The organism is Rhodanobacter koreensis (assembly GCF_054782855.1).
The window spans coordinates 249,415-274,579 of record NZ_BAAGRR010000011.1 but is presented as its reverse complement, the minus strand read 5'-3'; the positions used below and the strand labels follow the sequence as shown (position 1 = coordinate 274,579).

31 protein-coding genes, 1 tRNA gene and 1 pseudogene are annotated in these 25,165 nt (G+C 63.3%); 16 read left to right on the top strand and 17 right to left on the bottom strand.

Features of this window, described 5'->3' with window-relative positions; genetic code table 11:
* Positions 1-58: 58 nt before the first annotated feature.
* Positions 59-619: a helix-turn-helix domain-containing protein gene (locus ACYVKM_RS13565; protein WP_460878140.1), complete on the bottom strand. Its 561-nt coding sequence runs from the start codon at positions 617-619 to the stop codon at positions 59-61.
* A 472-nt stretch (positions 620-1,091) separates the two neighbouring features.
* On the opposite strand from ACYVKM_RS13565, the gene ACYVKM_RS13560 reads away from it, so the two are divergent.
* Positions 1,092-2,966: an MFS transporter gene (locus ACYVKM_RS13560; protein ID WP_460878139.1), complete on the top strand. Its 1,875-nt coding sequence runs from the start codon at positions 1,092-1,094 to the stop codon at positions 2,964-2,966.
* A 23-nt stretch (positions 2,967-2,989) separates the two neighbouring features.
* Here the strand turns inward: ACYVKM_RS13560 and ACYVKM_RS13555 are convergent, their stop codons facing one another.
* From ACYVKM_RS13555 to ACYVKM_RS13515, 9 genes are all read right to left on the bottom strand, one after another.
* A complete protein-coding gene (locus ACYVKM_RS13555; RefSeq protein WP_460878138.1) occupies positions 2,990-3,859 on the bottom strand; it encodes a beta-lactamase induction protein in 870 nt (289 codons plus the stop codon).
* A 110-nt stretch (positions 3,860-3,969) separates the two neighbouring features.
* Entirely contained in the window at positions 3,970-4,707 is a 738-nt protein-coding gene (locus tag ACYVKM_RS13550) for a hypothetical protein (RefSeq protein WP_460878137.1), read from the bottom strand.
* Positions 4,708-4,794: 87 nt separating this feature from the next.
* A complete protein-coding gene (nudC, locus tag ACYVKM_RS13545; RefSeq protein ID WP_460878136.1) occupies positions 4,795-5,769 on the bottom strand; it encodes an NAD(+) diphosphatase in 975 nt (324 codons plus the stop codon).
* Positions 5,770-5,780: 11 nt separating this feature from the next.
* A complete protein-coding gene (erpA, locus tag ACYVKM_RS13540) occupies positions 5,781-6,149 on the bottom strand; it encodes an iron-sulfur cluster insertion protein ErpA (RefSeq protein WP_077518920.1) in 369 nt (122 codons plus the stop codon).
* Between the two features lie 43 nt (positions 6,150-6,192).
* On the bottom strand, positions 6,193-6,627 hold the full coding sequence (locus ACYVKM_RS13535) for a bactofilin family protein (protein WP_460878135.1): 435 nt from the start codon (positions 6,625-6,627) through the stop codon (positions 6,193-6,195).
* Complete coding sequence (locus ACYVKM_RS13530) at positions 6,614-7,366, bottom strand: DUF6776 family protein (protein WP_460878134.1); 753 nt, start codon at positions 7,364-7,366, stop codon at positions 6,614-6,616. The genes ACYVKM_RS13535 and ACYVKM_RS13530 overlap by 14 nt, the downstream gene beginning before the upstream one ends.
* Before the next feature lie 92 nt (positions 7,367-7,458).
* Positions 7,459-7,929, bottom strand: coding sequence for a bacterioferritin (gene bfr, locus ACYVKM_RS13525; RefSeq protein ID WP_077518923.1), 471 nt, complete (start codon positions 7,927-7,929; stop codon positions 7,459-7,461).
* Between the two features lie 147 nt (positions 7,930-8,076).
* On the bottom strand, positions 8,077-8,274 hold the full coding sequence (locus ACYVKM_RS13520; protein ID WP_460878133.1) for a (2Fe-2S)-binding protein: 198 nt from the start codon (positions 8,272-8,274) through the stop codon (positions 8,077-8,079).
* A gap of 68 nt (positions 8,275-8,342) precedes the next feature.
* On the bottom strand, positions 8,343-8,903 hold the full coding sequence (locus ACYVKM_RS13515) for an RNA pyrophosphohydrolase (RefSeq protein ID WP_460878132.1): 561 nt from the start codon (positions 8,901-8,903) through the stop codon (positions 8,343-8,345).
* Between the two features lie 179 nt (positions 8,904-9,082).
* Here ACYVKM_RS13515 and ACYVKM_RS13510 point away from each other — a divergent pair.
* Positions 9,083-9,159 (top strand) — tRNA-Met (locus ACYVKM_RS13510).
* 304 nt (positions 9,160-9,463) lie between these two features.
* Here the strand turns inward: ACYVKM_RS13510 and arsB are convergent.
* The 7 genes and pseudogenes from arsB to ACYVKM_RS13475 form a co-directional block, all read right to left on the bottom strand.
* A complete protein-coding gene (gene arsB / locus ACYVKM_RS13505; RefSeq protein WP_460878131.1) occupies positions 9,464-10,534 on the bottom strand; it encodes an ACR3 family arsenite efflux transporter in 1,071 nt (356 codons plus the stop codon).
* The gene (locus ACYVKM_RS13500; RefSeq protein WP_460878130.1) at positions 10,531-11,034 is read right to left on the bottom strand and encodes an arsenate reductase ArsC; all 504 of its coding nucleotides are present in this window, start codon (positions 11,032-11,034) and stop codon (positions 10,531-10,533) included. Before ACYVKM_RS13500 ends, arsB begins: the two co-directional genes overlap by 4 nt.
* A gap of 7 nt (positions 11,035-11,041) precedes the next feature.
* A complete protein-coding gene (locus ACYVKM_RS13495; protein WP_460878129.1) occupies positions 11,042-11,515 on the bottom strand; it encodes an ArsI/CadI family heavy metal resistance metalloenzyme in 474 nt (157 codons plus the stop codon).
* Positions 11,512-11,853, bottom strand: coding sequence for an ArsR/SmtB family transcription factor (locus tag ACYVKM_RS13490; RefSeq protein ID WP_460878128.1), 342 nt, complete (start codon positions 11,851-11,853; stop codon positions 11,512-11,514). Before ACYVKM_RS13490 ends, ACYVKM_RS13495 begins: the two co-directional genes overlap by 4 nt.
* 135 nt (positions 11,854-11,988) lie before the next feature.
* Positions 11,989-12,201: pseudogene (locus ACYVKM_RS13485) on the bottom strand (MFS transporter); the annotation flags it as partial.
* A gap of 60 nt (positions 12,202-12,261) precedes the next feature.
* On the bottom strand, positions 12,262-12,414 hold the full coding sequence (locus tag ACYVKM_RS13480; protein WP_460878127.1) for a hypothetical protein: 153 nt from the start codon (positions 12,412-12,414) through the stop codon (positions 12,262-12,264).
* Positions 12,415-12,769: 355 nt separating this feature from the next.
* The gene (locus ACYVKM_RS13475; RefSeq protein WP_460878126.1) at positions 12,770-13,141 is read right to left on the bottom strand and encodes an HU family DNA-binding protein; all 372 of its coding nucleotides are present in this window, start codon (positions 13,139-13,141) and stop codon (positions 12,770-12,772) included.
* Positions 13,142-13,392: 251 nt separating this feature from the next.
* On the opposite strand from ACYVKM_RS13475, the gene queD reads away from it, so the two are divergent.
* The 14 genes from queD to glmU all read left to right on the top strand — a co-directional run bounded on the left by queD (position 13,393) and on the right by glmU (position 25,102).
* Entirely contained in the window at positions 13,393-13,755 is a 363-nt protein-coding gene (gene queD / locus ACYVKM_RS13470; RefSeq protein WP_460878125.1) for a 6-carboxytetrahydropterin synthase QueD, read from the top strand.
* Between the two features lie 151 nt (positions 13,756-13,906).
* Entirely contained in the window at positions 13,907-14,293 is a 387-nt protein-coding gene (locus ACYVKM_RS13465; protein ID WP_449426842.1) for a phasin family protein, read from the top strand.
* A gap of 269 nt (positions 14,294-14,562) precedes the next feature.
* The gene (locus tag ACYVKM_RS13460; RefSeq protein WP_460878124.1) at positions 14,563-14,928 is read left to right on the top strand and encodes a hypothetical protein; all 366 of its coding nucleotides are present in this window, start codon (positions 14,563-14,565) and stop codon (positions 14,926-14,928) included.
* Between the two features lie 3 nt (positions 14,929-14,931).
* A complete protein-coding gene (gene atpB, locus ACYVKM_RS13455; RefSeq protein ID WP_460878123.1) occupies positions 14,932-15,735 on the top strand; it encodes a F0F1 ATP synthase subunit A in 804 nt (267 codons plus the stop codon).
* Positions 15,736-15,805: 70 nt separating this feature from the next.
* Positions 15,806-16,084 carry a F0F1 ATP synthase subunit C gene (atpE, locus tag ACYVKM_RS13450; protein ID WP_077554220.1) on the top strand — a complete coding sequence of 93 codons (279 nt, stop codon included), beginning with the start codon at positions 15,806-15,808 and terminating at the stop codon, positions 16,082-16,084.
* A gap of 93 nt (positions 16,085-16,177) precedes the next feature.
* Positions 16,178-16,648 carry a F0F1 ATP synthase subunit B gene (locus tag ACYVKM_RS13445; RefSeq protein ID WP_460878122.1) on the top strand — a complete coding sequence of 157 codons (471 nt, stop codon included), beginning with the start codon at positions 16,178-16,180 and terminating at the stop codon, positions 16,646-16,648.
* Between the two features lie 3 nt (positions 16,649-16,651).
* Positions 16,652-17,185, top strand: coding sequence for a F0F1 ATP synthase subunit delta (locus tag ACYVKM_RS13440; RefSeq protein WP_460878121.1), 534 nt, complete (start codon positions 16,652-16,654; stop codon positions 17,183-17,185).
* A gap of 99 nt (positions 17,186-17,284) precedes the next feature.
* Positions 17,285-18,835: a F0F1 ATP synthase subunit alpha gene (atpA, locus tag ACYVKM_RS13435; RefSeq protein ID WP_460878120.1), complete on the top strand. Its 1,551-nt coding sequence runs from the start codon at positions 17,285-17,287 to the stop codon at positions 18,833-18,835.
* Between the two features lie 72 nt (positions 18,836-18,907).
* The gene (atpG, locus tag ACYVKM_RS13430) at positions 18,908-19,825 is read left to right on the top strand and encodes a F0F1 ATP synthase subunit gamma (protein WP_460878119.1); all 918 of its coding nucleotides are present in this window, start codon (positions 18,908-18,910) and stop codon (positions 19,823-19,825) included.
* A gap of 122 nt (positions 19,826-19,947) precedes the next feature.
* The gene (gene atpD / locus ACYVKM_RS13425) at positions 19,948-21,360 is read left to right on the top strand and encodes a F0F1 ATP synthase subunit beta (protein ID WP_460878118.1); all 1,413 of its coding nucleotides are present in this window, start codon (positions 19,948-19,950) and stop codon (positions 21,358-21,360) included.
* A gap of 56 nt (positions 21,361-21,416) precedes the next feature.
* Positions 21,417-21,845: a F0F1 ATP synthase subunit epsilon gene (locus tag ACYVKM_RS13420; RefSeq protein ID WP_077444773.1), complete on the top strand. Its 429-nt coding sequence runs from the start codon at positions 21,417-21,419 to the stop codon at positions 21,843-21,845.
* Positions 21,846-21,913: 68 nt separating this feature from the next.
* Entirely contained in the window at positions 21,914-22,492 is a 579-nt protein-coding gene (locus ACYVKM_RS13415) for a hypothetical protein (protein WP_460878117.1), read from the top strand.
* Positions 22,493-22,556: 64 nt separating this feature from the next.
* Positions 22,557-23,639 (top strand): DUF748 domain-containing protein, encoded by a 1,083-nt coding sequence (locus tag ACYVKM_RS13410; RefSeq protein ID WP_460878116.1) that lies wholly within the window; start codon positions 22,557-22,559, stop codon positions 23,637-23,639.
* 68 nt (positions 23,640-23,707) lie between these two features.
* Positions 23,708-25,102, top strand: coding sequence for a bifunctional UDP-N-acetylglucosamine diphosphorylase/glucosamine-1-phosphate N-acetyltransferase GlmU (gene glmU / locus ACYVKM_RS13405; protein WP_460878115.1), 1,395 nt, complete (start codon positions 23,708-23,710; stop codon positions 25,100-25,102).
* Positions 25,103-25,165: the final 63 nt, after the last annotated feature.

Below are 25,165 nucleotides of genomic sequence, written 5' to 3'. Positions count from 1 at the left end.
TAAAAAAACGGCAGCCATCGTGGCTGCCGTTTTCATGGGTGAACGTTCCGCTGCGGAATCAGACCGCGCTGCGGTCCTGACGGATACGCTCAGCCAGACGATGGTTGAACGTCACCATGGCCAGCGGGTCAACATGCGAGCCGCCCGGACCGAGGATTTCGTAGAGCTGGGTCAACAGGTCGGTGTTATCGGACAGGGAAAGCTGGCTGCCGGCCAGGCTCAGCTCCGACTGCAGGATACGCATGGCGGTGTTCAACCGCTGGGCGTCGACGCCCGAGTTTTCGGCATGCCCCTGCGTGCTCAAACGGCTGCGCGGCCGATGGGACGTCACGTTTTCCGAACTGTATTGGTCGTCCTGGGTGGGCACGGTCGGGTCGATCTGCAGCGTGCCTTCACCCGCCACCAGCCACACCAGCGAAATGCCCAAGGTGCGCGCCAGCGTGACGCAGCGTGCTCGCGACGGATCGGTGTTGCCATCGCGCCAGCTGCGCACCACGCCCTCCGAAAATCCGCACATTCTGGCGATCTCGGTAGCACTGCCAACGCGCTGGATCAGCAGCTTTATGCGATCGGAGAAGGTTCCACCAGCAGTGGAGAGCGTGTTTTTTTGCGCGTTCATCGGCGGTGGCCAGGGCGATGATTAAGGGGCTTGCCTATCGTAGTACCTAATGCGGGGGGAATTCTGAAGATTAAATAAAGTTACGAAATGTTGCGGACAAGAGCGGCCGGATTGCAATAACAAGCTGTTATATCGCAATAAGTTACGAAATAATCTAAAGCCAGAACGAGCAAATAGATCAGAACAAGCATGGCTCCGTACTTCGATGCGATGGGTGCGCAAAAGTTTCAGTCAGTTTGCGCAATGTCAAAACCCGCGGATCGGTGATCAAAAAACATACCCGGCATGGTGTGTTCGCACGGGGTACGGCGGATCCAACTGCAGACAAACGTGATGGCGGCAGTGGCCATGTTGCCGTTCAGTGCGGGGCCTTGCATGCGCTGCGTTGTGCGGAAACCTTTTCGATGGCAATAATCCCTTGAACGAAGAGGCCCGGCGGGCTGACACGGATCTTTTCTCACCAGGGCATCGCATGAGTCAGTTCGCACTGCTGGGCAAGCGGCGGTTTGCGCCGTTCTTCTGGACCCAGGCGCTGGGTGCGTTCAACGACAGCGCGTTTCGCAATGCGATGGTGATGCTGGCAGCGTTCCAGATGGGGCTGCCGGATCAGCAGGTGTCGCTGTATACCAATCTTGCGCCGGCGCTGTTCATCCTGCCGTACTTCCTGTTCTCGGCCACCGCGGGGCAGCTGGCCGAGAAGTTCGAGAAGACCCGGATCATCCGTTACGTGAAGCTGTTCGAGATCGCGGCGATGCTGCTGGCGGCCTACGGCTTCCATACCCACCACCTGATGCTGCTGCTGATCGTGCTGTTCATGATGGGCGTGCATTCGACCGTGTTCGGGCCGATCAAGTACGCGATCCTGCCACAGGCGCTGAAGCCGGCCGAGCTGGTCGGCGGCAACGGCATGGTGGAGATGGGCACCCAACTGGCGATCCTGATCGGCATGATCGCCGGCAATGCGTTGATGCTGCTGGCCGGCGTGGGACCGCTGGCTTCGGCCGTGCTGACGATCGGCGTGGCGGTGCTCGGCTACGGCGCGAGTCGTGCGATTCCATCGGCGCCGGCAACTGCGCCGGAGCTGAAGTTCAACTGGAACCCGCTGAGCGAGACGGTGCGCGTGCTCGGCATCACGCACAACGATCGTGCGGTGTTCAACGCAGTGCTGGGCATCTCGTGGTTCTGGTTCTTCGGCACCGTGCTGGTGGCGCAGCTGCCGATCTATACCCGGCTCAATCTAGGTGGCGACGGTTCGGTCAACACGCTGGTGCTGACCCTGTTCTCGCTGGGCACCGGCGTCGGCTCGCTGCTGTGCGAGAGGATGTCGGGCCGGCGGGTGGAAATCGGCCTGGTGCCGCTGGGCGCGTTCGGCCTCACCGCGTTCGGTGTCGATCTGTTCTTCGCACGGCCGGCGGCATCGGCGGTGCAGGGACTGGACTGGCTGGCCTTTCTGCATGTCGCGGGCAGCTGGCGCATCGTGTTCGACCTGACCATGATCGGGGTGTTCGCCGGCTTCTACGTGGTACCACTGTTCGCCTTCATCCAGAGCCGGGCGCCGCGCGAGCAATTGTCGCGAATCATCGCCGGCAACAACATCCTCAACGCGCTGCTGATCTGCCTGGCCGCGGGCTTCGGGCTCGGGTTGAGCGCGCTCGGCCTCGGGGCACCGCAGATCTTCCTCGCGGCGGCGCTGCTCAATGTACTGGTGGCGGTCTACATCTTCACCCTGGTGCCCGAGTTCCTGATGCGCTTCATCACCTGGTTGCTGGTGAACACGCTGTACCGGGTGCGCGTGGATGGCATGCAGCACCTGCCGGAGGAAGGCCCGGCGTTGCTGGTGTGCAACCATGTCAGCTTCATGGATCCGCTGCTGCTCATGGCGAACCTGCGGCGCCCGGCGCGCTTCGTGATGTATTACAAGATCTTCAACATCCCGCTGCTGCGCTTCGTCTTCCACACCGCCAAGGCGATCCCGATTGCGGGCCACAGGGAGGATCCGGCGGTGCTGCAACAGGCCTATGACGCGATCGACGAGGCGCTGGCGGCTGGCGAGGTGGTCTGCATCTTCCCCGAAGGGGGACTGACCGGCGATGGCGAGATCGCGACATTCCGCCCGGGCGTGGAAAAGATCCTGGAGCGCCGGCCGGTGCCGGTCATACCGATGGCACTGCGTGGATTGTGGGGGAGTGTATGGAGCCGACGTGACTCGATGCTGCGTCGCGCACGCCTGCCGCGACGTTTCCGTGCGCGCGTGGAACTGGTGGCGGATGCGCCGCAGGCGCCGCAACAAGTCAGTGCGGCGACGCTGGAGGCACGGGTGCGCGAGTTGCGCGGTGACCTCGCGTAGACTGGTTCGCCATCGGTGCGCGGTCAGCTCACCCAGCCGCCCAGCACGATCAGCGCCACCAGGCTCAGCCATGCCAGCAGTGCGCGCAGCAAGGCGCTGCGCAAGCGCACGAGTTCGACCAGCGGATCACTGTGCTCCTCGGCGTAGCCGTCGCCGGCCTCGATATCGATCAACACGTCGGCCTGCGCCGCGTCACCGAGAAAGCCTGGACCGACGCTGTACCAGCTGGTGGCGGCTGCCTGGCTGTGCCAGCGTTTCCAGGCGCCGATCACTGCGTCCCAGTGGCCCACCACCGCCAGGGTGAAGGTCAGCAACTGTGCTGCTGGCCAGTCCAGCGCGTTGGCGGTATAGCGTGCCGCCGTGCGGCTGCCGGGGTCGAGCCGCAGCGACTCGTCACGGCCCAGTGTTTGCGCCAGGCGGTACAGCAAGGCACCGATCGGGCCGAGCAGGAAGAACCACAACAGCACACCGAAGCGCCGGCGCAAGGCGGCGTATGCGATCGCGACCCCCAGAGCGGGAGCGTTCCAGGCGACCGTTTCACCATCGTCGGCGAGCGCCTGCGCGGCAGCTTCGCGACTGGCACCGTCAGGCGCCGTCAGGATGTTTTCCAGGTCGGTTTCGAATTCGCGCGGGCCGAAGCAATACAGCAGCACGGCCAGAGAGAACAGTAGCTGCAGTAAATCACCCAGCAGCAGGTGGCCCAGCAGCCACCATAGCAGTGCGCATAGCGCGACGGGCAGTAGCAGGGTCAGCAGCACGCGACCGCTGCCACTGGTGTCAGCCAGCTGCGCAACCCAGCGACGGAACCATCCATCACCGCGCCAGCGCGCCAGTTGCGGCATGGCATGCAGCAGGCCGAGGGCAATGAGGGCAACGAGCAGACTGATGGCCATGATGCGTACTCGCAGGTGATGTCCGCATTGTAAGCGAGTGTTCGATCTCTTCGCAGATGCAGTAGAGCAATGTGCGCGCCAGCCAGCCAGGCTGGATGGGCTGGTGCGCCTCAGTGGCCGAATATCGCCGGATGAGAGAGGGCATCTATCGTGGCATCAAGTGCCGCATGCCCGAGATGAGGCCCGCAGCCGGCTGTTTCGAGCGCCTGATCGATCATTTCGGGCGTGAACTGGTGGGTGCTGTTCTGCAGACGGAATTGTTCGTTTGTGCAGCGACTGACCTCAGCAAGCCGGTGCACGGTTCCCATGATGCTGGAACCGGTCTGCAGCCGGATGCCGCCTATCCGCGGTGTGATGCTGCCGGGGATGTGATCTGGCCTTGTTCGCTGCGCGTTCTGCAAGGCCATCCGGAAATCGCCGGGCTGATAGCTCCGGTGCAGGCCGCCAGCCATCAGCGGTGTCGTCGTGATCGGGGTTGACGTGGTCGAAGGTGAGGCGTTTGCCAGGCGCGTGACAGAGGTGGTCATGACCTCGGGCAATACGATCGCTGATCGCGCAGGTTTCGTCTTGGTCGGCACTCGCGTGGTAATACGAGTCGACGAAAGCCGAACGACTTCCGGTAACCGGTCGAAAGTGAGCCGAAGTACGTGATCCTTTGGCCGACGTGCCACATATCCGGCACGCCGCCACGAGGGGTGCAGCACCATCATCAGGATGACGAGATGGCCCGCGAGTACGCCGCCGAGAATGGCGCCGCGTCGCACGGCGTCTTGCCACCCCGGCATGCCGGATCGACTCGCCAAGCGCAGGTGCTGTTTTGCATCAGGTGGACTACCCCGGTGTTCCATCGCCAATCCTGGTGATGCACGGAGGGTTATGACAGACGATTTGACCTCAAGTTCGCCGATGAACGGCGGCGGTGACCTTCCCGGGAGTCAGTGCGGAGCGGTGCCGGCAACCAGCCCATCGAGGTCCAGCCCTGCACGCTGTTGCAGCCAGTGCGCCAGCAGCTGGTACGACACCGACAGGGCGGTGGAAGGTATGAAGCTGCCGTCCGCGATGCCGTCGACGATCTGCTGGGGGGTAAACCAGCGTGCGTCTTCCAGCTCGTGATCGCGCATGGCGATGTGACGCGATGCGGCGGTGGCGATGAAGCCGACCATCAGCGACGCGGGCAGCGGCCACGGTTGCGAGGAGTGATAACGCACCTCGTCGACGATCACGCCGGCCTCCTCGGCCACCTCGCGGCGCACCGCGTCCTCCAGCGCCTCGCCAGGCTCGACGAAACCGGCCAGGGTGGAATAGCGACCCGGCGGCCAGCCGGCCTGGCGACCGAGCAGGCAGGCACCCTCGTGTTCGATCAGCATGATCACGGCCGCATCGGTGCGGGGGAAATGCAGGCGCGCGCAATCGGGGTTCGTGCACTGCGCGCGATGGCCCGCAGCGACCAGTTGCAGCGATGCACCGCAATGCGCGCAGTGTCTGGTCTCGCGCTGCCAGTGCGACAGGCCCTTGGCGTAGGCGAACAGGCCCGCTTCGTTCGCCGTCAGCAGCAGGCCGGCGGCACGCAGGCCCGCGCGGCGGGCATCGAGTGCGGTTTCCAGTGCGGCGATGCGGGCGGCATCGTCCAGCACCAGCATGAAGATCGCCTGCCCGTCGGCGATGCCGAGCAGGCTGCCGGGCAAGTCATCGAGCCAGCGCTCACGTTCGATGGCGTCGAGCCATCGCAGCGCCTCATGCTCGCGTTGCAGAAAGGCTTCGCCGACCGCGTCCAGCAGCAGGTAGCGCGCCTCGACTGAATGAGCCTGAGCGCGGACCCATGCGGAGTCATCGCGCTTCTCGGCGACCCGGTCGAGCACCCGGCTGAGTCCGGCAAAGGTGTTGGGGCGCGGCAGTTTGGCCCGGTCCATCGGACGGCCTCTCAGGTGGAGAACGAGGAGCCGCAGCCGCAGGTGGTCTTGGCGTTCGGGTTGCTGATCACGAATTGCGCGCCGCTGAGGTTTTCGGCGTAGTCGATCTGCGCGCCGGTGAGGTACTGCAACGACAGCGGATCGCACAGCAGGGTCACGCCCTCGCGCTCGACCGCAAAGTCGTCCTCGGCCTGGGCCTCGTCGAAGGTGAAGCCGTACTGGAACCCCGAGCAACCACCACCGCTGATGTACACACGCAGCTTCAGCGCCGGGTTGCCTTCTTCGGCAATCAGCTCGTGCACCTTGTGTGCGGCCGCGGCGGTGAACAGCAGCGGTGCGCCGCTGCTGCGGTAATCAGGGATCGAGAGCAGAGTTTCCATGACGTTCAAGTGGGGGCGTTGCCGGTTGATGCAAGCATACCGCTTAGGCAGGCATGGCGTCGTCGAGCAGATCAGTGCCGGCGGTTTCCGGGGCCGGCAGCTCACGCGGGGTGTCTTCGGCCTGGCGTGAGATGCGTCCGTTGACCTGAGCGCCGGCGGCCATTTCCAGCGTGTGATAGCGCAGGTCGCCATCGATGCGTGCCTGCGCCGCCAGTTCCAGCCGGGCGCTGATGTGCACGTCGCCAGTGACGTGGCCGTTGATCACCGCATGCGGCACGCGGATCTCGCCCTGCACCTGGCCGTGCTCGCTGAGCGTGAGCATCGCATCCTCGCCTTCGGCGAACACGGTGCCTTCGATGCGGCCATCCAGGTGCAGTGCACCGCTGAAGCGCAGATCACCGCGGATCACCGTGCCGCGGGCGATCAGGCTGGTTTCGTGGCTGGCATTGCTGCGCTCGTTGCGCTTACGGTTGAGCATCTTGATCCCCTTGGGCTGTGGTTATGTTGCCGCTCAGCGCGGCGCCCCAGGCGACGGTACGGTCAACCGGTTCGCCGCTGGTGGGTTGAATGAGCAGGCGCAGCCGCGTCGGGCGGAAATCCGCCGGCAGCACGAAGGTGCCGTGCAGCTGCTGGAAATACACGAAACGAAACGGCAGCCCGTCTTTCTGCGCGGCATCGCCGAGTGCCGCCCAGTCGAGCGTGACTACTTTGTCGCCGCGCAGACCTTCCACGCTGATCACCGCGTTGCCGACGGTTTCCTCGTCGCGCTTCGCGTTCTGGGTCAGGCTGAGGGTGAGGTTCCAGCCGTGCGAACCGGTGATCGGCTGCAGCTTCACTTCCTGCAGTTTCAGGCCGGTCCGCTGGGCGTCACCGCCCACCAGCCGGGAATAGAAGCCCAGATCGGCGCGCAGGCCATTGAGCTCTTCCTCGCGTTGGGCCAGCGTGCCGCGCAGCGAGCGGGTGGCGACTTCATTGACCTGGGCGGCGCGCTGCAGGTTCGCGACCTGCTGCTTGAGATCGTCGATCTGCGCGTTCAGCGCGCGCTGCTGGCGCTGGTCGTTGGCCGCCGGGCTGGCGTGGCGGGTCAGCAGGCCGACCAGCAACCCGGTCAGCAGCAGGCTGGCCAGCCACGCGGAGCCCAGCCACAGCCCGCGCCGACGCGAGCCAGCATCATCATGCCGGCGCACGACGAAGCGCGGTGGAGGGCGTGAAGCCATGCGGGCCATTCCGGGGAAAACCGAAGGTATAGCCCTGCCGTGACGAAAGCGTCAAGGAACCGATGCACGCTTCAGCGCACCGGCGAGGTGGCTCAGCTCTGCATCTTGCTCTGCAGATAGCGCTCGGCGCCGATGTCCTTGATCAGGCTGAACTGGGTTTCCAGCCAGTCGATGTGTTCTTCCTCGTCGTGCAGGATGTCCTTGAACAGGTCGCGGCTGATGTAGTCGGCGATGCCTTCGCTGTGCGCGATCGCGGCACGCAGGTCGACCACCGCGGCCAGTTCCAGATCCAGGTCGCCCTGCATCGATTCCAGCGCGTTCTCGCCGATGCGCAGCTTGCCCAGGTGTTGCAGGTTCGGCAGGCCGTCGAGGAACAGGATGCGCTCGATCAGGTGATCGGCGTGCTTCATCTCCTCGATCGATTCCTTGTACTCGTGCTCGGCCAGCTCGGTGTAGCCCCAGTCCTTGAGCATGCGGTAGTGCAGGAAATACTGGTTGATCGCGGTCAGTTCGTTGTAGAGCACCTTGTTGAGGAACTCGATGACTTTCGCATCACCTTTCATGGGGCTCTCCGGCTGCTGGCGCGTTGGGTCGCCACTATACAAACTCAGCGCGCACGCCGACGAAATGCGAATGGCAATGGTTTGCCGATGCACGGGCCGTGCACGGCCATGCGGTCGCGATGGATTCGTTGCGGAGGATTTTGCAGCTCAGGCCGTGAGGATCGGCAACTGGCCGAGTACGTGTTCGACGGCCTTGTCCAGCGTGGCACGGGCCTCCTGCTCGCAGCAGCCGCAGCAATCGGAACAGCCGGTGCGGGCCTGCAATTCGGCAAAGGTATGCACGCCGTCGGCCGCCTCGCGGCGGATGTCGTGGTCGGTAACGGCATTGCACATGCAGATATACATGGCGCGTATAAGAACGCGAATGCGAATGATTGTCAACAATTAGGCAATGACTGCTTGCTGTCTTTCATTCAGGCGGCCTTGCAGCCGTCGTGGGGGCCGGGTGGTGTGTCATCGGCGTTGTCCCGTGGCGGTACATTGCCGAGTTCGACACTGAACAGGTCTTCCACCAGGGGCGCAAAGTGGCGCAGCGCCCGTTCATACACCTGTCGCTTGAAGTTCACCACGTGCGCAGCCGGGTACCAGAAATCCACCCAGCGCCAGAGGTCGAACTCCGGTTTGTCGCAGGCATCCAGCTTCAACTCCGCCTCGCTGGCGACCAGCTTGAGCAGAAACCACACCTGCTTCTGGCCGATGCACGTCGGCCGCTGGTGATGGCGTACATAGCGATTGGGCAGGCGATAGCGCAGCCAGCCGTGAGTGGCGGTGATCACTTCCACGTGGTGTGGTGCCAGCCCGGTTTCCTCCTCCAGTTCGCGGTACATCGCTTCCAGCGGAGTCTCGTCCGAACGCATGCCGCCCTGCGGAAATTGCCAGCCATCACGATTGACCCGGCGCGCCCAGAACAGCTGCCCGTCTGCATTGAGCAGCACGATGCCCACGTTCGGACGGTAGCCATCAACATCAATCATGTCGCCTCCAGGAGTGGGCCAGCGTGGTCTCCGCCGGTAACGCCGCACCCAAGTTTCACCCGATTCAACCACGGCGAGCGAAACGACAGCAAGCATCAGACTTGAACCGACAGGACGACCCGACTACACTGCCGCGCCCCGCCCGCATCGTTCCGATGCCGGTACGGCGGGTTCCCAAAGGCTATGTAGCTCAGCCGGTTAGAGCACAGCACTCATAATGCTGGGGTCGGTGGTTCGAGTCCACCCATAGCCACCAAGAACTTATCCAGTGACGTCCAAAGAAGGCCGGTAAACCCAGCAACAGCAAGGGTTCCAGCCTTTTCTATGTCTGGCGACGTCTATCACGTCCATTGTTGATCTACCGTCGCGTGGCGGTAGGTATTGACGGGAGGTTGCTACCGTCAAAAAAACTGCCGCCATGTCGCTGACTGATACCAGGATCAAGGAACGCTAAACCTGCCAGCAAACCATTGGAGACGACCGATGGCGGAGGGCAATAAGGTTCGCGTTCGGCCGGAGACAGCACGCTCAACTTGGCGACGTGATGCACAGATTTGCCGCTACGCCATCGACGTCTCGCCGAACCAGGGCCTCGTCCGGTTCACGATGTGGACCACGGACAGCATCACGGGGACCTCAACCAGGACGCCGACCACAGTCGCGAGAGCTGCGCCGGATTGGAGTCCGAAGATGCTGATGGCCGCGGCCACCGCCAGCTCGAAGAAGTTGCTGGCGCCAATCAGTGCGGCCGGTCCCGCCACGCAGTGAGGCACCTTGAGCCAGCGGCTCAACCCGTACGCGATCCCCGCGTTGAGGTACACCTGAATCACGATGGGCACAGCGAGCATCGCGATGACGAGGGGCTGCGCAGTGATGGCTCTTCCCTGGAAGCCGAACAGGAGCACCAGGGTTGCCAGCAGGGCGACGGTGGACCAGGGGTCGAGGCGTTTCAGCGTTCGCTCCAGCGCCGGCAGCCCCGGACCACGCAGCAGTTGCATGCGCCAGAGCTGCGCTGCGATCACCGGCACGATGATGTACAGCAGGACGGAGAGCATCAGCGTCGGCCAGGGCACGACGATGGATGCCACGCCAAGCAGCAACGCCACGATGGGAGCGAAGGCAACGACCATGATGGCGTCGTTCAGAGCGACCTGGGCCAGGGTGAAGTTGGGCTCTCCATCGCACAGCCTGGACCATACGAAGACCATTGCCGTGCAGGGCGCCGCGGCAAGCAGTATCAACCCCGCGATGTACGAGTCGTGCTGCGCCTCCGGGAGCCACGCCGCGAAGACGTGGCGGACGAACAGCCAGCCCAGCAGTGCCATGGAGAACGGCTTGACGCCCCAGTTCACGAACAGCGTGATGCCGATGCCTCGAGCCTGTCGGCGCACTCCGCTGAGCTGGGTGAAGTCCACCTTGATGAGCATCGGGACGATCATCAGCCATACCAGCACCGCCACCGGCAGGTTGATGTGCTGCACCTCCAGGGACGCCAGGGCCGAGAAGAGGGGCGGGAAGAAGTGCCCGAGTAATACGCCAGCGACGATGCAGGCCGCGACCCAGACGCTGAGATAGTGTGCGAAGAAGCCGATGGGAGCGGGTGCATGGGTGCTTGTAACTTCGGTGCTCATCCGGCGTGCTCGGTATTGCCGATGCCCCGCAATTCGCGCTGCGTGGCGATGCGGTCCAGCTTCGCCAGAGGGAGGGCCAGGAGCAACTCGATGCGCTGTCGAAGCATCATCCAGGCGCTTCGGAATGCCCGCCTGCGGGCCTCTTCGGGGCCTTCGATGCTCACGGGGTCAGGCACACCCCAGTGGGCTGTGATGGGGTGTCCGGGCCATATCGGGCACACTTCTCCGGCTGCGTTGTCACATACGGTGATGACCATATCGATGGGAGGCGAGTCCGGCTGTGCGAACTCATCCCAACTCTTGCTGCGCAGTGCTGTTGCGTAACCGAACTCGCGCGCCATCTCCGCAGCGATCGGCTGAACCGTGCCACTCGGGAAGCTGCCGGCGCTGTGGGCGATGAAGCGGCCCTGGCCCAAGACGTTGAGCAGGGCTTCAGCCATCACACTGCGAGCCGAGTTTCCGGTGCACAGGAAGAGGACGTTGTACGGGGGCGTGCTCATTGGGACCTCAACGGCAGTGGCTTGATGTTTGTGGTGCGCAGCTGGCCGCGCCTGCTTCCGAAGGGCCGCAGCAGGAACCCTTCATCGGCTCGGCGGAGCTCGGTGCGCTGGTATACGTCGTGGCTTCGCCATGCGTCCTGAAGCTCTCCCAGCGGACTCCCTGAGGGTCTTCAGCCCAGAACTTGTCAGAGCGGGCGTAGCAACAAGTCGTGGCCTTCTCGGCAAGCGTCACTGCGTCGGCGGATTGGAGACGTGCCCCGATGGCGGCGAGCTCGTTGTCGTCGTCCGCCTGAAGTCCCAGGTGATCTACGCCAATGGCGCGACCTCGAGCCGAGATGGCGAAGTTGATCCTGGGGTCGTCGAGCATCCACTTGGCGTAGTCCTCTTTCACGACAGCTGGGGACATCCCGAAAAGGGTCGAGTAGAACGAGATGCTGGTGCCGAGATGTTCGACGTTCACGTGGACGTGGAAGCGCTTCATGATGTTTTCCTTGGCGGGCAGTTGATGGCCGGCGCACAACCCGCAGAGCCGCCGGAGCCCTCGCAGCAGTTCTCGGTGAGGAAACCGAGCAGCGAGTTCATCTGTTCGTAGTTCGCGCGGCATTGGATCACCCGCCCGCGGCGTTCGTCGGCAACCAGACCTGCGCGTCGAAGGATGTGCAGGTGATTGGTCAGCGTTGCGCCCGGAAGGCGCGTTGCCGTGGCGAGCTCGCCGACAGACATGCCCTTCTCGCCAGCCTGGACCAGGAGGCGAAAGAGATGAAGGCGGTGCTCCTGGGACAGGGCACTGAGGCAGATGAGGGCGTTCGTGGATTCCATATTTCGATAATTACGGAAATATCAGGATGCATCAAGTGCTCCCCGAAATGACAGCCAGGACGGGTTGAGACGATCTAGGAGATTGCGCACGGACGATGGCTGCGTCCCGCTTCACGGTATTCCTTCGGCGTCATGTCGATCGGGGAAATGCCCGATGATCGGCTGCACGACCAGGCCGGTGACCGGTGCGGCGATCCACAGCACGGGAATCTGTTCCAGCGATGCGCCCAGGGTCTGGAAGATCCGGCTGACATCGGCCGTCTGCAGCGCGAAACCGAACTGGATGCCGAGAAAGCCGAAGCACATGTTCCAGATCTGCCAGAACGACAGCGCGGGCTTTTCCCTCATGGCGAAGCGGTTCCTGGCGCGATGGGTGGAGCCGTATGGCACGCGCAATCGTCCAGCGTGTCAATGCGGGAAGTTTTCCGGATGCATGGAAGGCCGAGTCACGGCAGCACCAAACCCTTCGTCCAGATGGATGGTGTTGCGGTGGCCAAAGATGGCGCGCACTTCGCCTGCAGGGATGCATCCACGACGCGGCATTCGGCCGATGATCAGCAAGGCTGATCGTGACAACGCTTAACTACGGTGAAAAGTGGTTCTTGACCGTGACCCATGGAGAGGTAGGCCACCTGGGCCTGAGCCGCGTATCTCTCTCTTTCAAAGCGACCTGCGCATCTCGTGCGCCGGGATCACGGCATGAAGCGTTGACTTGCCAGCCGACGAGTGGTGCGTCACCTTTGGCAGGGCAGTGACATGTGCGCCGATCCGGCTTGCAAGCTCTCGTTGAAACTGCTGCCCCGCGTAATGGCGAGGGGTTTTGCGCGTGGTGATGACGGAGCAAACCATTGTGCGGTTCATTGCCGCGCGTCGGCGGCAATGAACCAGGTACCGCAATGTCGGGCGCCCCCTTAACTCAGGCGGCAGCGTCCTTGAGCTTCTTCAGCGGGCGCACCTTGAGCTTCACGCTGGCCGGCTTGGCAGCAAACCACTGTTCCACCTTGGTGAAGGGATTGATGCCCTTGCGCTTCGGCTTGGCCGGCACATTGACGGCAGTGATCTTCAGCAGACCCGGCAGCATGAAGGTGCCGGCGCCCTTCTTGTGGACAGAGCCGACGACGGCACCTTCCAGTGCGGCGAGCACGGCGCGCACGTCCTTGGCCACGACGCCGCTCGTTTCAGCGATGTGCGCCACCAGCCCCGACTTGCTCAGGGTCTCCTTGATCGGTTTCGGGGCGGCCGGCTTGGCGGCGGCCTTCTTCACAGCCTGTTTCTGGGTCTTTGCCATACGTTTCCCTGCGCAATTCGGTGAATGGAATGCCGGAACGTCGCCCGGCAAGCGGAATGTAGGGCAAATCCGCAGTACGGCCAACAGCCGGACGGCCTATTAGGTGCTGGTGAAACGTGCCTGGCGCTGGTTGTGCCAGCCGTCGACGTCGACGTAATGGGCTCTCGTGGCATCCGGTAGCGCAGCAGAATCCGGGTTGCCTGGATCAATCATGCCGCGGTGCCACACATGCCCGGCTGTACAATGCCGACATGAATATCTTCAAGATTTTTACCCTCGAGGCGGCGCACCGGCTGCCGAACGTGCCGGCCGGGCACAAATGCGCCCGGTTGCACGGGCATTCGTTCCGCGTCGAGATCCACGTCTCCGGCGAGCCCGATCCGCAGCTGGGCTGGGTGATGGATTTTGCCGATGTGAAGTCGGCCTTTGCGCCGTTGTATGACCAGCTCGATCATCACTACCTCAACGACATCGAGGGGCTGGAGAACCCGACCAGCGAAATGCTGGCGCGCTGGATCTGGCGGCATCTGCAGCCGCGTCTGCCTGGGCTGGACAAGGTGGTGGTGCATGAGACCTGCACATCGGGAGCAAGCTGCAGTCGTCGTGATTTTTGACGCGACGCGAAAAGTGTTAACTGTCATCAAGTAAACGTTTTCGTTGAATTTTTTGTGACTGGTCTGGTCGATAGTGCAAAAATATATTGCATTGCACAAAAAGTGCTGATAGAGTGCGTCCCACTACCCCATCCTCCGTGAGGACAGCACCATGACTCAGCAATTCAACAACCAGCTTTTCGCTTTCACCAAGCAGCTCACCGACAGCGCCTTCAAGGCCCAGTCGCTGGCCCTGAAGGGTCTGGAGACGGTCGCCGAGCTGCAGCTCAAGGCGCTCGAGGAGCAGACCAAGGTTTCGGCCGAGTTCGTTGCCGAAGCGCTGGAAACCCGCGACATCAACGGCCTGCGCAGCCTGTGGGAAAAGGGCACCAGCCTGAACCGCGACAACGCCGAGCGTGCGGTGGCGGTTTCGCAGGAAGTGATCGCCGTCACCCAGAAGACCGCCGAGTCGCTGAATGCACTCGTGCAGGAGCAGCGCCAGGCCGCCAACGACGCCGTGACGGCGCCGGTCGCTGCCGCCAAGAAGGCTGCCAAGTAATCCAGAGACACAGTTGCATCGTCGCGGTTCGCCGCGATCCCAGGGCCGAACCTCGTGTTCGGCCCTGTTTGTATGTGCGGTGGCAAAAGTTTCTGCGAATGAGCAAGACTTCCGGCTTGGCTGCACGCTGAATTTGCGGCTGCCGGGACGAGATGCCACAGCTTGCACGGCTTGTCGCTGCAAGCGGCGCACTGATATACTTTTGCGGATTGGATCGTGGCCCGTAGCTGTTTCGGTGCCGCCTGGTGTAAACCGCGCGGGGACGTTACGTGCTCAACAGTCTTGCCTCCGGTCGACGTCTCGCCTTGCGCATCATGTGGCTGCAGCTTGCTGTGGCGGTGCTGGTTGGCCTCGTTTTCCTGACGCTGGGGCGTCGTGAGGCGATGTCGGCTGCTGCGGGTGCGGCGATCGTGGCGCTGGGTACCGCGCTGCTGTCGGCGCGGTTCTTCAGCGGGTTGAACGGGGCTGGCATGGCGTTGAGCCGATTGCTGACGGGCATGTTCCTGAAATGGGTCGTGATCGTCGGGGGGCTGGTCGTGATCCTGTTCCAATACAAGTTGCCGCCGCTGGCCGCCATCACGGGGTTGGCGGCTGCTTACGCGGTTTATCTGCTGGCGTTCAGATTCAAGGGTTGAGACATGGCGAGCGAGTCGGGCGGTCTGACCGAATACATCCAGCACCATCTGACCCACCTGCGTCCGCAGGCGAGTCCGGATGGTTTCTGGGCAGTGCATATCGACTCGGTCACCGTGTCGCTGGCGCTGGGCGTGATCTTCTGCCTGCTCTTCTGGCTGAAGGCGCGCAAGGCCACGGCAGGCGTACCAGGCAAAGGCCAGGCATTCGTCGAGTTGGTGCTGGAGTTCGTCGACGGCCAGGTCAAGGACGTGTTCCATGGTGATCGTCGTTTCCTGGGTCCGCTGGCGCTGACTGTATTCGTCTGGGTGTTCCTGATGAACGCGATGGATCTGCTGCCGGTGGATCTGCTGCCATGGATCACCGAGAAATTCGGGATCGGCCATTTCCGCGCCGTACCCACCGCCGATATCAACATGACGTTCGCGATGTCGCTGACCGTGTTCGTGCTGATCATCTTCTACAGCTTCAAGGCGAAGGGCTTCGGCGGCTACATGCACGAGCTGTTCACCGCGCCGTTCGGTGCGCATCCGGCATTGTGGATCCCCAATTTCCTGCTCAACGTGGTCGAGTTGCTGTCCAAGCCGGTGAGCCTGGCGATGCGACTGTTCGGCAACATGTACGCCGGCGAGCTGGTGTTCATGCTGATCGCCGGCCTGTTCACCGCCGGCAGCTGGGCGCTGTACGGCATGGGCATCATCGGCTACACGGTGTGGGGCATCTTCCACATCCTGATCATCGGCATCCAGGCCTTCATCTTCATGGTGCTGACGATCGTGTACATCTCGATGGCGCACGATCATCACTGATACGCGTTTTTCGAACCATCTGTTTCAACCGTTTTGATCTTTCAAGTTTAAATTTCTTCAGGAGACCGTCGTGGAACTCATCGCTCATATTGCTCAAGTGCAGTCCTTCACCGCTATCGCGCTGGGTCTGATCATCGGCCTCGGTGCACTCGGTGCCTGTATCGGTATCGGCGTCATGGGTTCGAAGTTCCTGGAAGCCGCTGCCCGCCAGCCGGAACTGGTGCCGCTGCTGCAGGGTCGCATGTTCCTGCTTGCCGGCCTGATCGACGCGGCGTTCCTGATCGGCGTGGCGCTGGCGATGTACTTCGCCGTGGCAAATCCGTTGCTGTCGAAGCTGGCGGCAGGCTGAGTCCCCTGGCGGCGCCGTGGCGCCGCCGTCTGTTCGGCACGGGTGTCGTGATGCCCGTGTCCGTTTCATCCCGTATTTACAGGTAACGCAGCGATGGATTTCAACGCGACCTTGATTGGCGAAATGCTTTCGTTCGCCATCCTGATCTGGTTCTGCGTCCACTTCATTTGGCCGCACATCAACAAGGCGATTGAGGACCGGCAGGTCAAGATTGCCGAGGGCCTCAATGCCGCCGAACGTGCGCACGCCGAGCTGAAGAGCGCGGACGTGAAGGTGGCTGGCGAGATCAAGCAGGCCCGCCAGCAGGCTTCCGAGATCATCGACAAGGCCCAGCAGCAGGCCAACCAGATCATCGACAAGGCCCGCAGCGAAGCCATCGCCGAAATCAACCGGCTGAAGGCGAGCGCGCAGGACGACATCGCGTCGATGGCCCAGCGTGCCCGTGACCAGCTGCGCGAGCAGGTGGGCGCGTTGGCGGTGCAGGGTGCCAGCAAGATCGTGCAGCGCGAAGTCGATGCGTCGACGCACAAGGCCCTGCTCGACCAGCTCGCGGCTGAGATCTGATCCATGGCTCAGGCAATCACCCTCGCCCGTCCGTACGCCCGCGCCGCGTTCGAAGTGGCCCATGCGGCCGGTTCGCTGGCTGCGTGGTCGCAGGCGCTGGCCTTTGCCGCTGCGGTGGCGAAGGATCCGCGCGTGGCCGATCTCGGCACCGATCCGCGGGTGCTGCCGGCCCAACTGGTGGCGCTGCATCTGCCGGCCGGCATGGTCGCTGACGCCCCATTTGCGCAGTTCCTCGGTGAAATGGCCGAGCAGCGTCGCATGGCATTGCTGCCGGAAGTGGCCGATCTGTACGAGGCGTTCAAGCGTGAGTCCGAGTCGCAGCTGCTGGTCAAGGTGACCAGTGCGATGGCCCTGGACGCGGCGCAGGCCGAGCAGCTCAAGGTGTCGCTGAAGCGCCGCTTCAAGCGCGAGATCGAACTGGAAACCCAGGTCGATGCCTCGTTGCTGGCTGGTGTGGTGATCGATACCGGCAGCGAAGTGATCGATGGCTCAGCGCGCGGACGGCTGGCAAAGCTGGCCGGCGCACTGAGCCACTAGTTTTACGCGAAGTCCATTTCGCGAAGAGCCAAACCGGCCATCTATTGCCGGACTCTTGAGAAAGGCGACTCGTTTCCAAATTTTCCGGGATTAAAGACCATGTCCAGCACCACTTTGAATCCGTCCGAGATCAGCGAACTGATCAAGAACCGCATCGAGCAGTTCAAGCTCGGCGCGGAAGCACGCAACGAAGGCACGATCATCAGCGTGTCCGACGGCATCGTGCGCATCCACGGCCTGGCCGATGTGATGCAGGGCGAAATGATCGAGCTGCCGGGGAATTCGTTTGCCCTCGCCTTGAACCTCGAGCGCGACTCGGTCGGCGCGGTGGTGCTCGGTGAATACCAGCACCTGCGCGAAGGCGACACCGCCAAGACCACCGGCCGCATCCTTGAAGTGCCGGTTGGCCCGGAGCTGCTCGGCCGCGTCGTCGACGCGTTGGGCAACCCGATCGACGGCAAGGGTCCGCTCGGTGCCAAGCTCAACGCGGCGATCGAGAAGGTCGCGCCGGGCGTGATCTGGCGCAAGTCGGTCGACCAGCCGCTGCAGACCGGCTACAAGTCGGTCGACGCGATGATCCCGGTCGGTCGTGGCCAGCGCGAGCTGATCATCGGCGACCGCCAGACCGGCAAGACCGCGCTGGCGATCGACGCGATCATCGCGCAGAAGGATTCCGGCATTAAGTGCATCTACGTCGCGATCGGTCAGAAGCGCTCGTCGATCGCCAACGTGGTGCGCAAGCTCGAAGCGAACGGCGCCCTGGCCAACACCATCATCGTGGTCGCCTCGGCGTCCGAATCGGCCGCGCTGCAGTACGTCGCGCCGTATTCCGGTTGCGCGATGGGTGAGTACTTCCGCGATCGCGGCGAAGACGCGCTGATCGTGTATGACGATCTGTCCAAGCAGGCCGTCGCCTACCGCCAGATCTCGTTGCTGCTGAAGCGCCCGCCGGGTCGTGAAGCCTATCCGGGCGACGTGTTCTATCTCCACTCGCGTCTGCTCGAGCGCGCATCGCGCGTGTCCGAGGAATACGTCGAGAAGTTCACCAACGGCGCAGTGAAGGGCAAGACCGGTTCGCTGACCGCGCTGCCGATCATCGAGACCCAGGGCGGCGACGTTTCGGCGTTCGTGCCGACCAACGTGATCTCGATCACCGACGGCCAGATCTTCCTGGAAACCGACCTGTTCAACGCCGGCATCCGTCCGGCCGTGAACGCCGGTATCTCGGTGTCCCGCGTCGGCGGTGCCGCGCAGACCAAGATCGTCAAGAAGCTGTCCGGCGGCGTGAAACTGGCACTGGCGCAGTTCCGTGAGCTGGCCGCGTTCGCGCAGTTCGCCTCGGATCTGGACCCGGCCACCCGCGCCCAGCTCGACCGTGGTCAGCGCGTCACCGAGCTGATGAAGCAGGCGCAGTACTCGCCGCTGTCGATCGCCGAGCTGGCGCTGTCGGTATACGCCGCCGAGAAGGGCTACCTCGACGACCTGCCGGTCAACAAGGTGCTGCCGTTCGAGAAGGGCCTGCACGCGTTCATGCACCAGAACCACGCCGAGCTGATGGCCAAGATCGTGGCCACCGGTGACTGGAACAACGACATCGAAGCCACCTTCAAGGCCTCGCTGGACGAGTACAAGAAAACCGGTAGCTGGTAATACGGCAGTAGTGCATCGGAAGGGCAGGCAACGTCCTCCCTTCCACCAGCGAGCATAACGAGCGGATAGAGCATGGCCAGCGGACGCGAAATCAAAACCAAGATCAAGAGCACGCAGAACATGCGCAAGGTCACGCGCGCGCTCGAAATGGTCTCTGCTGCGAAGATCCGTCGCGCGCAGGACATGATGAAGGCCTCGCGTCCGTATGCCCGCTCGATGCGCAAGGTGATCGCGCACGTGGCCCAGGCCAGCACCGATTTCAGCCATCCGTTCCTGACCCAGCGCGACAACGTGGCGCGGGTCGGTTACATCGTGGTGTCGACCGATCGTGGTCTGTGCGGCGGCCTCAACTCCAACCTGTTCCGTCGCCTGCTGCCGGCGATCGCCGAGTGGCAGAAGCAGGGCGTGCAGGTGGACGTGGTGGCGATCGGCCAGAAGGCGATTTCGTTCTTCCGCCGTCTGAAGGGCATCAACCTGATCGGCAGCGTCAGCCATCTTGGCGAGAAGCCCAAGCTTGAACAGCTGGTCGGCGTGATCAAGGTGATGATGGATGCCTATACGTCCAACGGCCTGGATCGCGTGTTTCTCGCCTACAACGACTTCGTCAACACCATGACGCAGAAGCCGACCATCGACGCGCTGCTGCCGCTGCCGCTGGTGGCGTCGGAAATGGAGGCGCACCAGGCGGCCGGTGAGTCGGCCTATGCCGGTGTCAAGCTGGAAGCGAGCCACGACTGGGACTACATCTACGAGCCCGATGCGCAGGCCGTGCTGGAGCATGTGCTGGGTCGTTACATCGAGTCGGTGGTGTATCAGGCGTCGCTGGAGAATCTGGCCAGCGAGCACGCCGCGCGGATGGTGGCGATGAAGAGCGCGTCGGACAACGCGAACAAGGTGATCGGTGAACTGACCCTGGTCTACAACAAGGCGCGCCAGGCGGCGATCACCCAGGAAATTTCGGAAATCGTCGGCGGTGCTGCAGCTGTATAAGTGCGATCGTCCGTGATCGCAGAACAAGATCAAAAAGCGGCCATCCGTGGCCGCACTCTCAATAAGAGCGACGTTCACACGGCGCTTAGACAGAACCTTAAAAGATCCATCCGGAGCATTCCATGAGCCAGGGCAAAGTTGTTCAGATCATCGGCGCGGTCATCGACGTCGAGTTTCCGCGCGATCAGGTACCGCAGGTGTACGACGCACTGAAGATCGACGGCACCGAGATCACGCTGGAAGTGCAGCAGGTGCTGGGCGACGGCATCGTGCGCACGATCGCGCTCGGTTCCACCGACGGCCTGCGCCGCAACCTGATCGCGCGTAACACCGGCGAAGGCATCAAGGTGCCGGTCGGCAAGCAGACGCTCGGCCGCATCATGGACGTGCTCGGCAACCCGATCGACGAAGCCGGCCCGATCGGCGAGCAGGCGCAGTGGGTGATCCATCGCGAGGCGCCGAGCTACGACGAACAGGCGGCCGCGAACGACCTGCTGGAAACCGGCATCAAGGTGATCGACCTGATGTGCCCGTTCGCCAAGGGCGGCAAGGTCGGCCTGTTCGGCGGCGCCGGCGTGGGCAAGACCGTCAACATGATGGAACTGATCAACAACATCGCCAAGGCGCACGAAGGTCTGTCCGTGTTCGCCGGCGTGGGCGAGCGTACCCGCGAGGGCAACGACTTCTACCACGAGATGAAGGACTCCAACGTGCTCGACAAGGTCGCGATGGTGTACGGCCAGATGAACGAGCCGCCGGGCAACCGTCTGCGCGTGGCGCTGACCGGCCTGACCATGGCCGAGTACTTCCGCGACGAGAAGGACGCTTCCGGCAAGGGCCGTGACGTGCTGTTCTTCGTCGACAACATCTACCGCTACACGCTGGCCGGTACCGAAGTGTCCGCGCTGCTCGGCCGCATGCCGTCGGCCGTGGGTTACCAGCCGACACTGGCCGAGGAAATGGGCGTGCTGCAGGAGCGCATTACGTCGACCAAGACTGGCTCGATCACCTCGATCCAGGCCGTGTACGTGCCCGCGGATGACCTGACCGATCCGTCGCCGGCGACCACCTTCGCCCACTTGGATGCGACCGTGGTGCTGAGCCGCAACATCGCTTCGCTGGGTATCTACCCGGCGGTGGATCCGCTGGATTCCACCAGCCGTCAGCTGGATCCGAACGTGATCGGCGTGGAGCACTACGACGTCGCCCGTCGCGTACAGGGCACGCTGCAGCGCTACAAGGAGCTGAAGGACATCATCGCGATTCTCGGCATGGACGAGCTGTCGGAAGAAGACAAGCAGGCCGTGTCGCGCGCGCGCAAGATCGAGCGCTTCTTCTCGCAGCCGTTCCATGTGGCCGAAGTGTTCACCGGTTCGCCGGGCAAGTACGTGCCGCTGAAGGAAACCATCCGCGGCTTCAAGATGATCGTCGACGGCGACGTCGACCACCTGCCGGAGCAGGCGTTCTACATGGTCGGCAGCATCGACGAGGCGGTCAAGAAGGCCGAAGACATGGGCGCCAAGAAGGCCGCCTGATCCTCAAGGGCGGACCTTCAGTCCGCCCGGTGTCTTACGCATTCGGAACCTGAGTCATGACCACCCAAACCATACGCGTCGACATCGTCAGTGCCGAAGCCGAGATCTATCACGGCGACGCCGTGATGGTGGTCGCCACCGGCGAACTGGGCGAGCTGGGCATCACGCCCCGCCACGCCCCGCTGATCACCCGTCTGAAGCCGGGCCACGTCGACGTGGTGCTGGCCGGCGGTGAGCGTCAGCAGTTCTGGGTTTCCGGCGGCATCCTGGAAGTGCAGCCGCAGGTGATCACCGTGTTGGCCGACACTGCCGCCCGCGCGTCCGATCTGGACGAGGCGTCCGCGCAGCGCGCCAAGAAGGAAGCCGAGGACGCGCTGGCCCACCGCACCGACGCGGTGGACATCGCCGAAGCCCAGGCCAAGCTGGTCGAGGCGATGACCCAGCTGCAGGCGCTGGAGCGCCTGCGCAAGAACCTCAAGCACTAACTGACGACTAGCAATAATGAACAGACGCCGGCCTTGTGCCGGCGTTTTTGCGTGGGCAGGATATCGATATGACGCATGAGTGCGCGACGCGCATGACAGGGCAGACAGCTCGATGGCGGTACGCAGGTTGCTTCGCGCTGCTGATATTGACCGGCTGCGCCAGCTCGCCGCGCATCGCGCCACCACCGCCGCGCGGCGACGCCTCGTGGAGGATGGTGCCGCCGCCGGGTACGACGCGCTATCACTTGGCGCTGGGCGATGTTTCCACCGGTGCGACGCTGTTTCAGCGCGTGATGCCGGTCTATCCGGCGAGCCAGCTCGCCGCCTGCCTGCCGCCGCAAGAAGTGCAGGCACGGTTGATCGTGGACAAGGCTGGCATGGTGAGCGACGTGCGGGGGATAGTGATAGACGCGGCTCCGCCGCGCTGGCAACAGTTCTTTGCCGCCGTTCGCGTGGCTGCTCTGCAATGGCGGTTCACCCCGCTGCAGATCGAACACTGGGCTGCCGACGCCGATGGCAACACCCATGAGGTGGACAGCGAGGCCCAGCCATTCAGCCTGGACTATGTGTTCCGCTTCGAGTGCCACGCCGGCCAGCCCTCCGTCTCTACCGAAGCGTTCGGGGCGGTGCGCCCGTGGCGGCCGTAGCCATCCACGCCGCGCGAACATGCCGGTATCTAGAATGCGCTGACTTGCACCGTGGATCGATCCCATGAAGCCTCATCATCGCCGCCATCTTGGCCGGCTGCTGGTCGTCATCCTGCTGCTGGTGATCGCGCGCGCGCTGCTGCCTTATGTGGTGAAGCATTATCTCAATACCCGCATGGATCGGATGGGTGACTACCATGGCCAGATCGCGGATATCGATTTGCACTTGTGGCATGGCGCCTACACGATCAATGGGCTGCGCATCGTCAAGACGACCGGCAAACTGCCGGCGCCCTTGCTGGATAGCAAGCGCGCCGATATCGAGCTGAGCTGGTTTGCGCTGAGCCATGGCGTGTTTCGCGGCAAGGTGAATTTCACCGAACCCACGGTCAATTTTGTCGAGGGACAGGGTGAAAGCGGCAGCCAGACCGGCAAGGGCGTGGACTGGCGTGCCGAACTCAAGCTGCTGGCACCGATGCGGCTGGATGAGGTCAATGTGAGTCAGGGTACGGTGACCTTCCAGAACTTTGTGTCGAACCCGCGCGTCGACCTCAAGATGACCGATGTCAACGGCACGGTCACCAATCTCACCAACATCCAGCGACGTCACGGCAATCGTGTGGCCACCCTGCATGCCACGGCGAAGATCCTCGGTGACGCGTCGTTTGAGACCAGCGCGAGCTTCGATCCACTAAATCACTTCGGCGATTTTTCCTACCAGCTGCAAGTCACCGGCATCCAGCTCACCCGGGCCAACGCGCTCGCGCAAGCCTATGCCGGGCTTGATTTTGCGGGTGGCAGCGGCACTTTCACGATGGAACTGGAAGCCAGAAACGGTCAGCTGGACGGTTATGCCAAACCGATTTTCCACGACCTGAAGCTCTTCAGCTGGAAACAGGATGTGGAACAGGACAAGAAGGGACCGGTCAAGCTGGCCTATGAAGCGCTGGCCCAGGGCGTGGTCTCGTTGTTCGAGAACCATGCGAACGATCAGTTCGCGACCCGCGTGCCGATCAGCGGGCGCATCGACGACAAACAGCTGGATACATCCGAAGCGATCCTCGGCGTGCTGCGCAACGCTTTCGTCAAGGCCTATGCGCCGCAGTTGAGGAAGCTCAGGCCGGCAGCAGAGGAAGCGAAGCATTGAGCCAGAGTACGGACAGAGGCAGGATGTATCCTGCGCCGTCACTATCTCCAGATGGCCATGGGAGCGATATGGAAGCTGCAAACCTGCATGTGATCATTCTCGCCGCTGGTGCCGGCACGCGGATGAAATCGAACCGGGCCAAGGTGCTGATGCCGCTGGCTGGCAGGCCGCTGCTGGCCCATGTGATCGCCGCAGCACGTGCCTTGCAGCCGGTGGCGATCCATATCGTCTACGGCCATTGCGGCGAGCAGGTGCAAGCGGCGTTTGCCGATCAGGCCGATCTGCGCTGGGTGCTGCAGGCCGAGCGGCTGGGCACCGGCCATGCGGTGGAGCAAGCGCTCGCCGGCGTGCCGAGGGATGCGCGCGTGCTGGTGCTGTATGGCGACGTGCCGCTGACCCGGGTGGCGACGCTGCAGCAACTGGTGCAGGCGGAGGGTGGCTTCAGCCTGCTCACCACCCGGCTCGCCGATCCGCACGGCTACGGCCGGGTGCTGTGTGACGGCAATGCCAAGGTGCGCGCGGTGATCGAGGAAAAGGACGCCGACGCCAACCAGCGCGCGGTCAATCTGGTCAATACCGGCATCCTGATTGCCGAAGCGAAGGCCCTGCGTGGCTGGATCAAGCGGCTCGATCGCAACAATGCCCAGGGCGAGTACTACCTCACCGACATCTTCCGCATGGCCGCCGAGGAAGCTCGTGCCGCGCTCAGTGTGGAATGCGCGGATCCGGTGGAGGCCGCTGGTGCCAACAATCCGCTGCAACTGACCGAGCTGGAAGCGGCGTATCGCCAACGCGCCGCCCACGCGTTGTTGGCCGAAGGCGTGCGGCTGGCTGACCCCCTGCGCATCGATGTGCGCGGCGCGATCCATACCGGCCATGACGTCGAGATCGACATCGACGTGATCCTCGAAGGCCAGGTGAGGCTCGGCGATGATGTGCGCATCGGCGCGTTCACCCGGTTGAAGGACGTGCAGCTGGCGGCCGGCACCGTGGTGCAGCCGCATTGTGACCTGGAGGGCGTGATCACCCACGGCCCCTGCACGATCGGTCCGTTCGCGCGGCTGCGTCCCGGCACCGAGCTGGATGCCGGCGTGCATGTCGGCAATTTCGTGGAGGTCAAGAAGACGCACATCGGCGAAAACAGCAAGGCGAACCATCTCAGCTACCTCGGCGACAGCGAGATCGGCCGCGGGGTCAACGTCGGCGCCGGCACCATCACCTGCAACTACGACGGCGTGAACAAGTTCGTCACGCGCATCGGCGACGGCGCCTTCATCGGCTCCAACAGCGCCCTGGTGGCGCCGGTGACGGTCGGTGCGCAGGCCACCATCGGCGCCGGCTCGGTGATCACGCACGATGCGCCGGAGGGCGAGCTGACCGTGGCGCGTGGCAGGCAGCAGACATTCCACGGTTGGAAGCGGCCGGTAAAAGCATCGAACGACGGTGGTCAGCAGGAGGCTTGACGTCGCCTGATCCCGATGGTTTGCTGCAAGCGTCAGCTGATGCCATTGACGAGGTGAACTGGC

Bases quoted from the DNA above. Each gene is read 5' to 3' on its own strand.
- ACYVKM_RS13565 (WP_460878140.1), bottom strand. From the start codon at position 619: ATGAACGCGCAAAAAAACACGCTCTCCACTGCTGGTGGAACCTTCTCC.
- ACYVKM_RS13560 (WP_460878139.1), top strand. From the start codon at position 1,092: ATGAGTCAGTTCGCACTGCTGGGCAAGCGGCGGTTTGCGCCGTTCTTC.
- ACYVKM_RS13555 (WP_460878138.1), bottom strand. From the start codon at position 3,859: ATGGCCATCAGTCTGCTCGTTGCCCTCATTGCCCTCGGCCTGCTGCAT.
- ACYVKM_RS13550 (WP_460878137.1), bottom strand. From the start codon at position 4,707: ATGGAACACCGGGGTAGTCCACCTGATGCAAAACAGCACCTGCGCTTG.
- nudC (WP_460878136.1), bottom strand. From the start codon at position 5,769: ATGGACCGGGCCAAACTGCCGCGCCCCAACACCTTTGCCGGACTCAGC.
- erpA (WP_077518920.1), bottom strand. From the start codon at position 6,149: ATGGAAACTCTGCTCTCGATCCCTGATTACCGCAGCAGCGGCGCACCG.
- ACYVKM_RS13535 (WP_460878135.1), bottom strand. From the start codon at position 6,627: ATGCTCAACCGTAAGCGCAACGAGCGCAGCAATGCCAGCCACGAAACC.
- ACYVKM_RS13530 (WP_460878134.1), bottom strand. From the start codon at position 7,366: ATGGCTTCACGCCCTCCACCGCGCTTCGTCGTGCGCCGGCATGATGAT.
- bfr (WP_077518923.1), bottom strand. From the start codon at position 7,929: ATGAAAGGTGATGCGAAAGTCATCGAGTTCCTCAACAAGGTGCTCTAC.
- ACYVKM_RS13520 (WP_460878133.1), bottom strand. From the start codon at position 8,274: ATGTATATCTGCATGTGCAATGCCGTTACCGACCACGACATCCGCCGC.
- ACYVKM_RS13515 (WP_460878132.1), bottom strand. From the start codon at position 8,903: ATGATTGATGTTGATGGCTACCGTCCGAACGTGGGCATCGTGCTGCTC.
- arsB (WP_460878131.1), bottom strand. From the start codon at position 10,534: ATGAGCACCGAAGTTACAAGCACCCATGCACCCGCTCCCATCGGCTTC.
- ACYVKM_RS13500 (WP_460878130.1), bottom strand. From the start codon at position 11,034: ATGAGCACGCCCCCGTACAACGTCCTCTTCCTGTGCACCGGAAACTCG.
- ACYVKM_RS13495 (WP_460878129.1), bottom strand. From the start codon at position 11,515: ATGAAGCGCTTCCACGTCCACGTGAACGTCGAACATCTCGGCACCAGC.
- ACYVKM_RS13490 (WP_460878128.1), bottom strand. From the start codon at position 11,853: ATGGAATCCACGAACGCCCTCATCTGCCTCAGTGCCCTGTCCCAGGAG.
- ACYVKM_RS13475 (WP_460878126.1), bottom strand. From the start codon at position 13,141: ATGGCAAAGACCCAGAAACAGGCTGTGAAGAAGGCCGCCGCCAAGCCG.
- queD (WP_460878125.1), top strand. From the start codon at position 13,393: ATGAATATCTTCAAGATTTTTACCCTCGAGGCGGCGCACCGGCTGCCG.
- ACYVKM_RS13465 (WP_449426842.1), top strand. From the start codon at position 13,907: ATGACTCAGCAATTCAACAACCAGCTTTTCGCTTTCACCAAGCAGCTC.
- atpB (WP_460878123.1), top strand. From the start codon at position 14,932: ATGGCGAGCGAGTCGGGCGGTCTGACCGAATACATCCAGCACCATCTG.
- ACYVKM_RS13445 (WP_460878122.1), top strand. From the start codon at position 16,178: ATGGATTTCAACGCGACCTTGATTGGCGAAATGCTTTCGTTCGCCATC.
- ACYVKM_RS13440 (WP_460878121.1), top strand. From the start codon at position 16,652: ATGGCTCAGGCAATCACCCTCGCCCGTCCGTACGCCCGCGCCGCGTTC.
- atpA (WP_460878120.1), top strand. From the start codon at position 17,285: ATGTCCAGCACCACTTTGAATCCGTCCGAGATCAGCGAACTGATCAAG.
- atpG (WP_460878119.1), top strand. From the start codon at position 18,908: ATGGCCAGCGGACGCGAAATCAAAACCAAGATCAAGAGCACGCAGAAC.
- atpD (WP_460878118.1), top strand. From the start codon at position 19,948: ATGAGCCAGGGCAAAGTTGTTCAGATCATCGGCGCGGTCATCGACGTC.
- ACYVKM_RS13420 (WP_077444773.1), top strand. From the start codon at position 21,417: ATGACCACCCAAACCATACGCGTCGACATCGTCAGTGCCGAAGCCGAG.
- ACYVKM_RS13415 (WP_460878117.1), top strand. From the start codon at position 21,914: ATGACGCATGAGTGCGCGACGCGCATGACAGGGCAGACAGCTCGATGG.
- ACYVKM_RS13410 (WP_460878116.1), top strand. From the start codon at position 22,557: ATGAAGCCTCATCATCGCCGCCATCTTGGCCGGCTGCTGGTCGTCATC.
- glmU (WP_460878115.1), top strand. From the start codon at position 23,708: ATGGAAGCTGCAAACCTGCATGTGATCATTCTCGCCGCTGGTGCCGGC.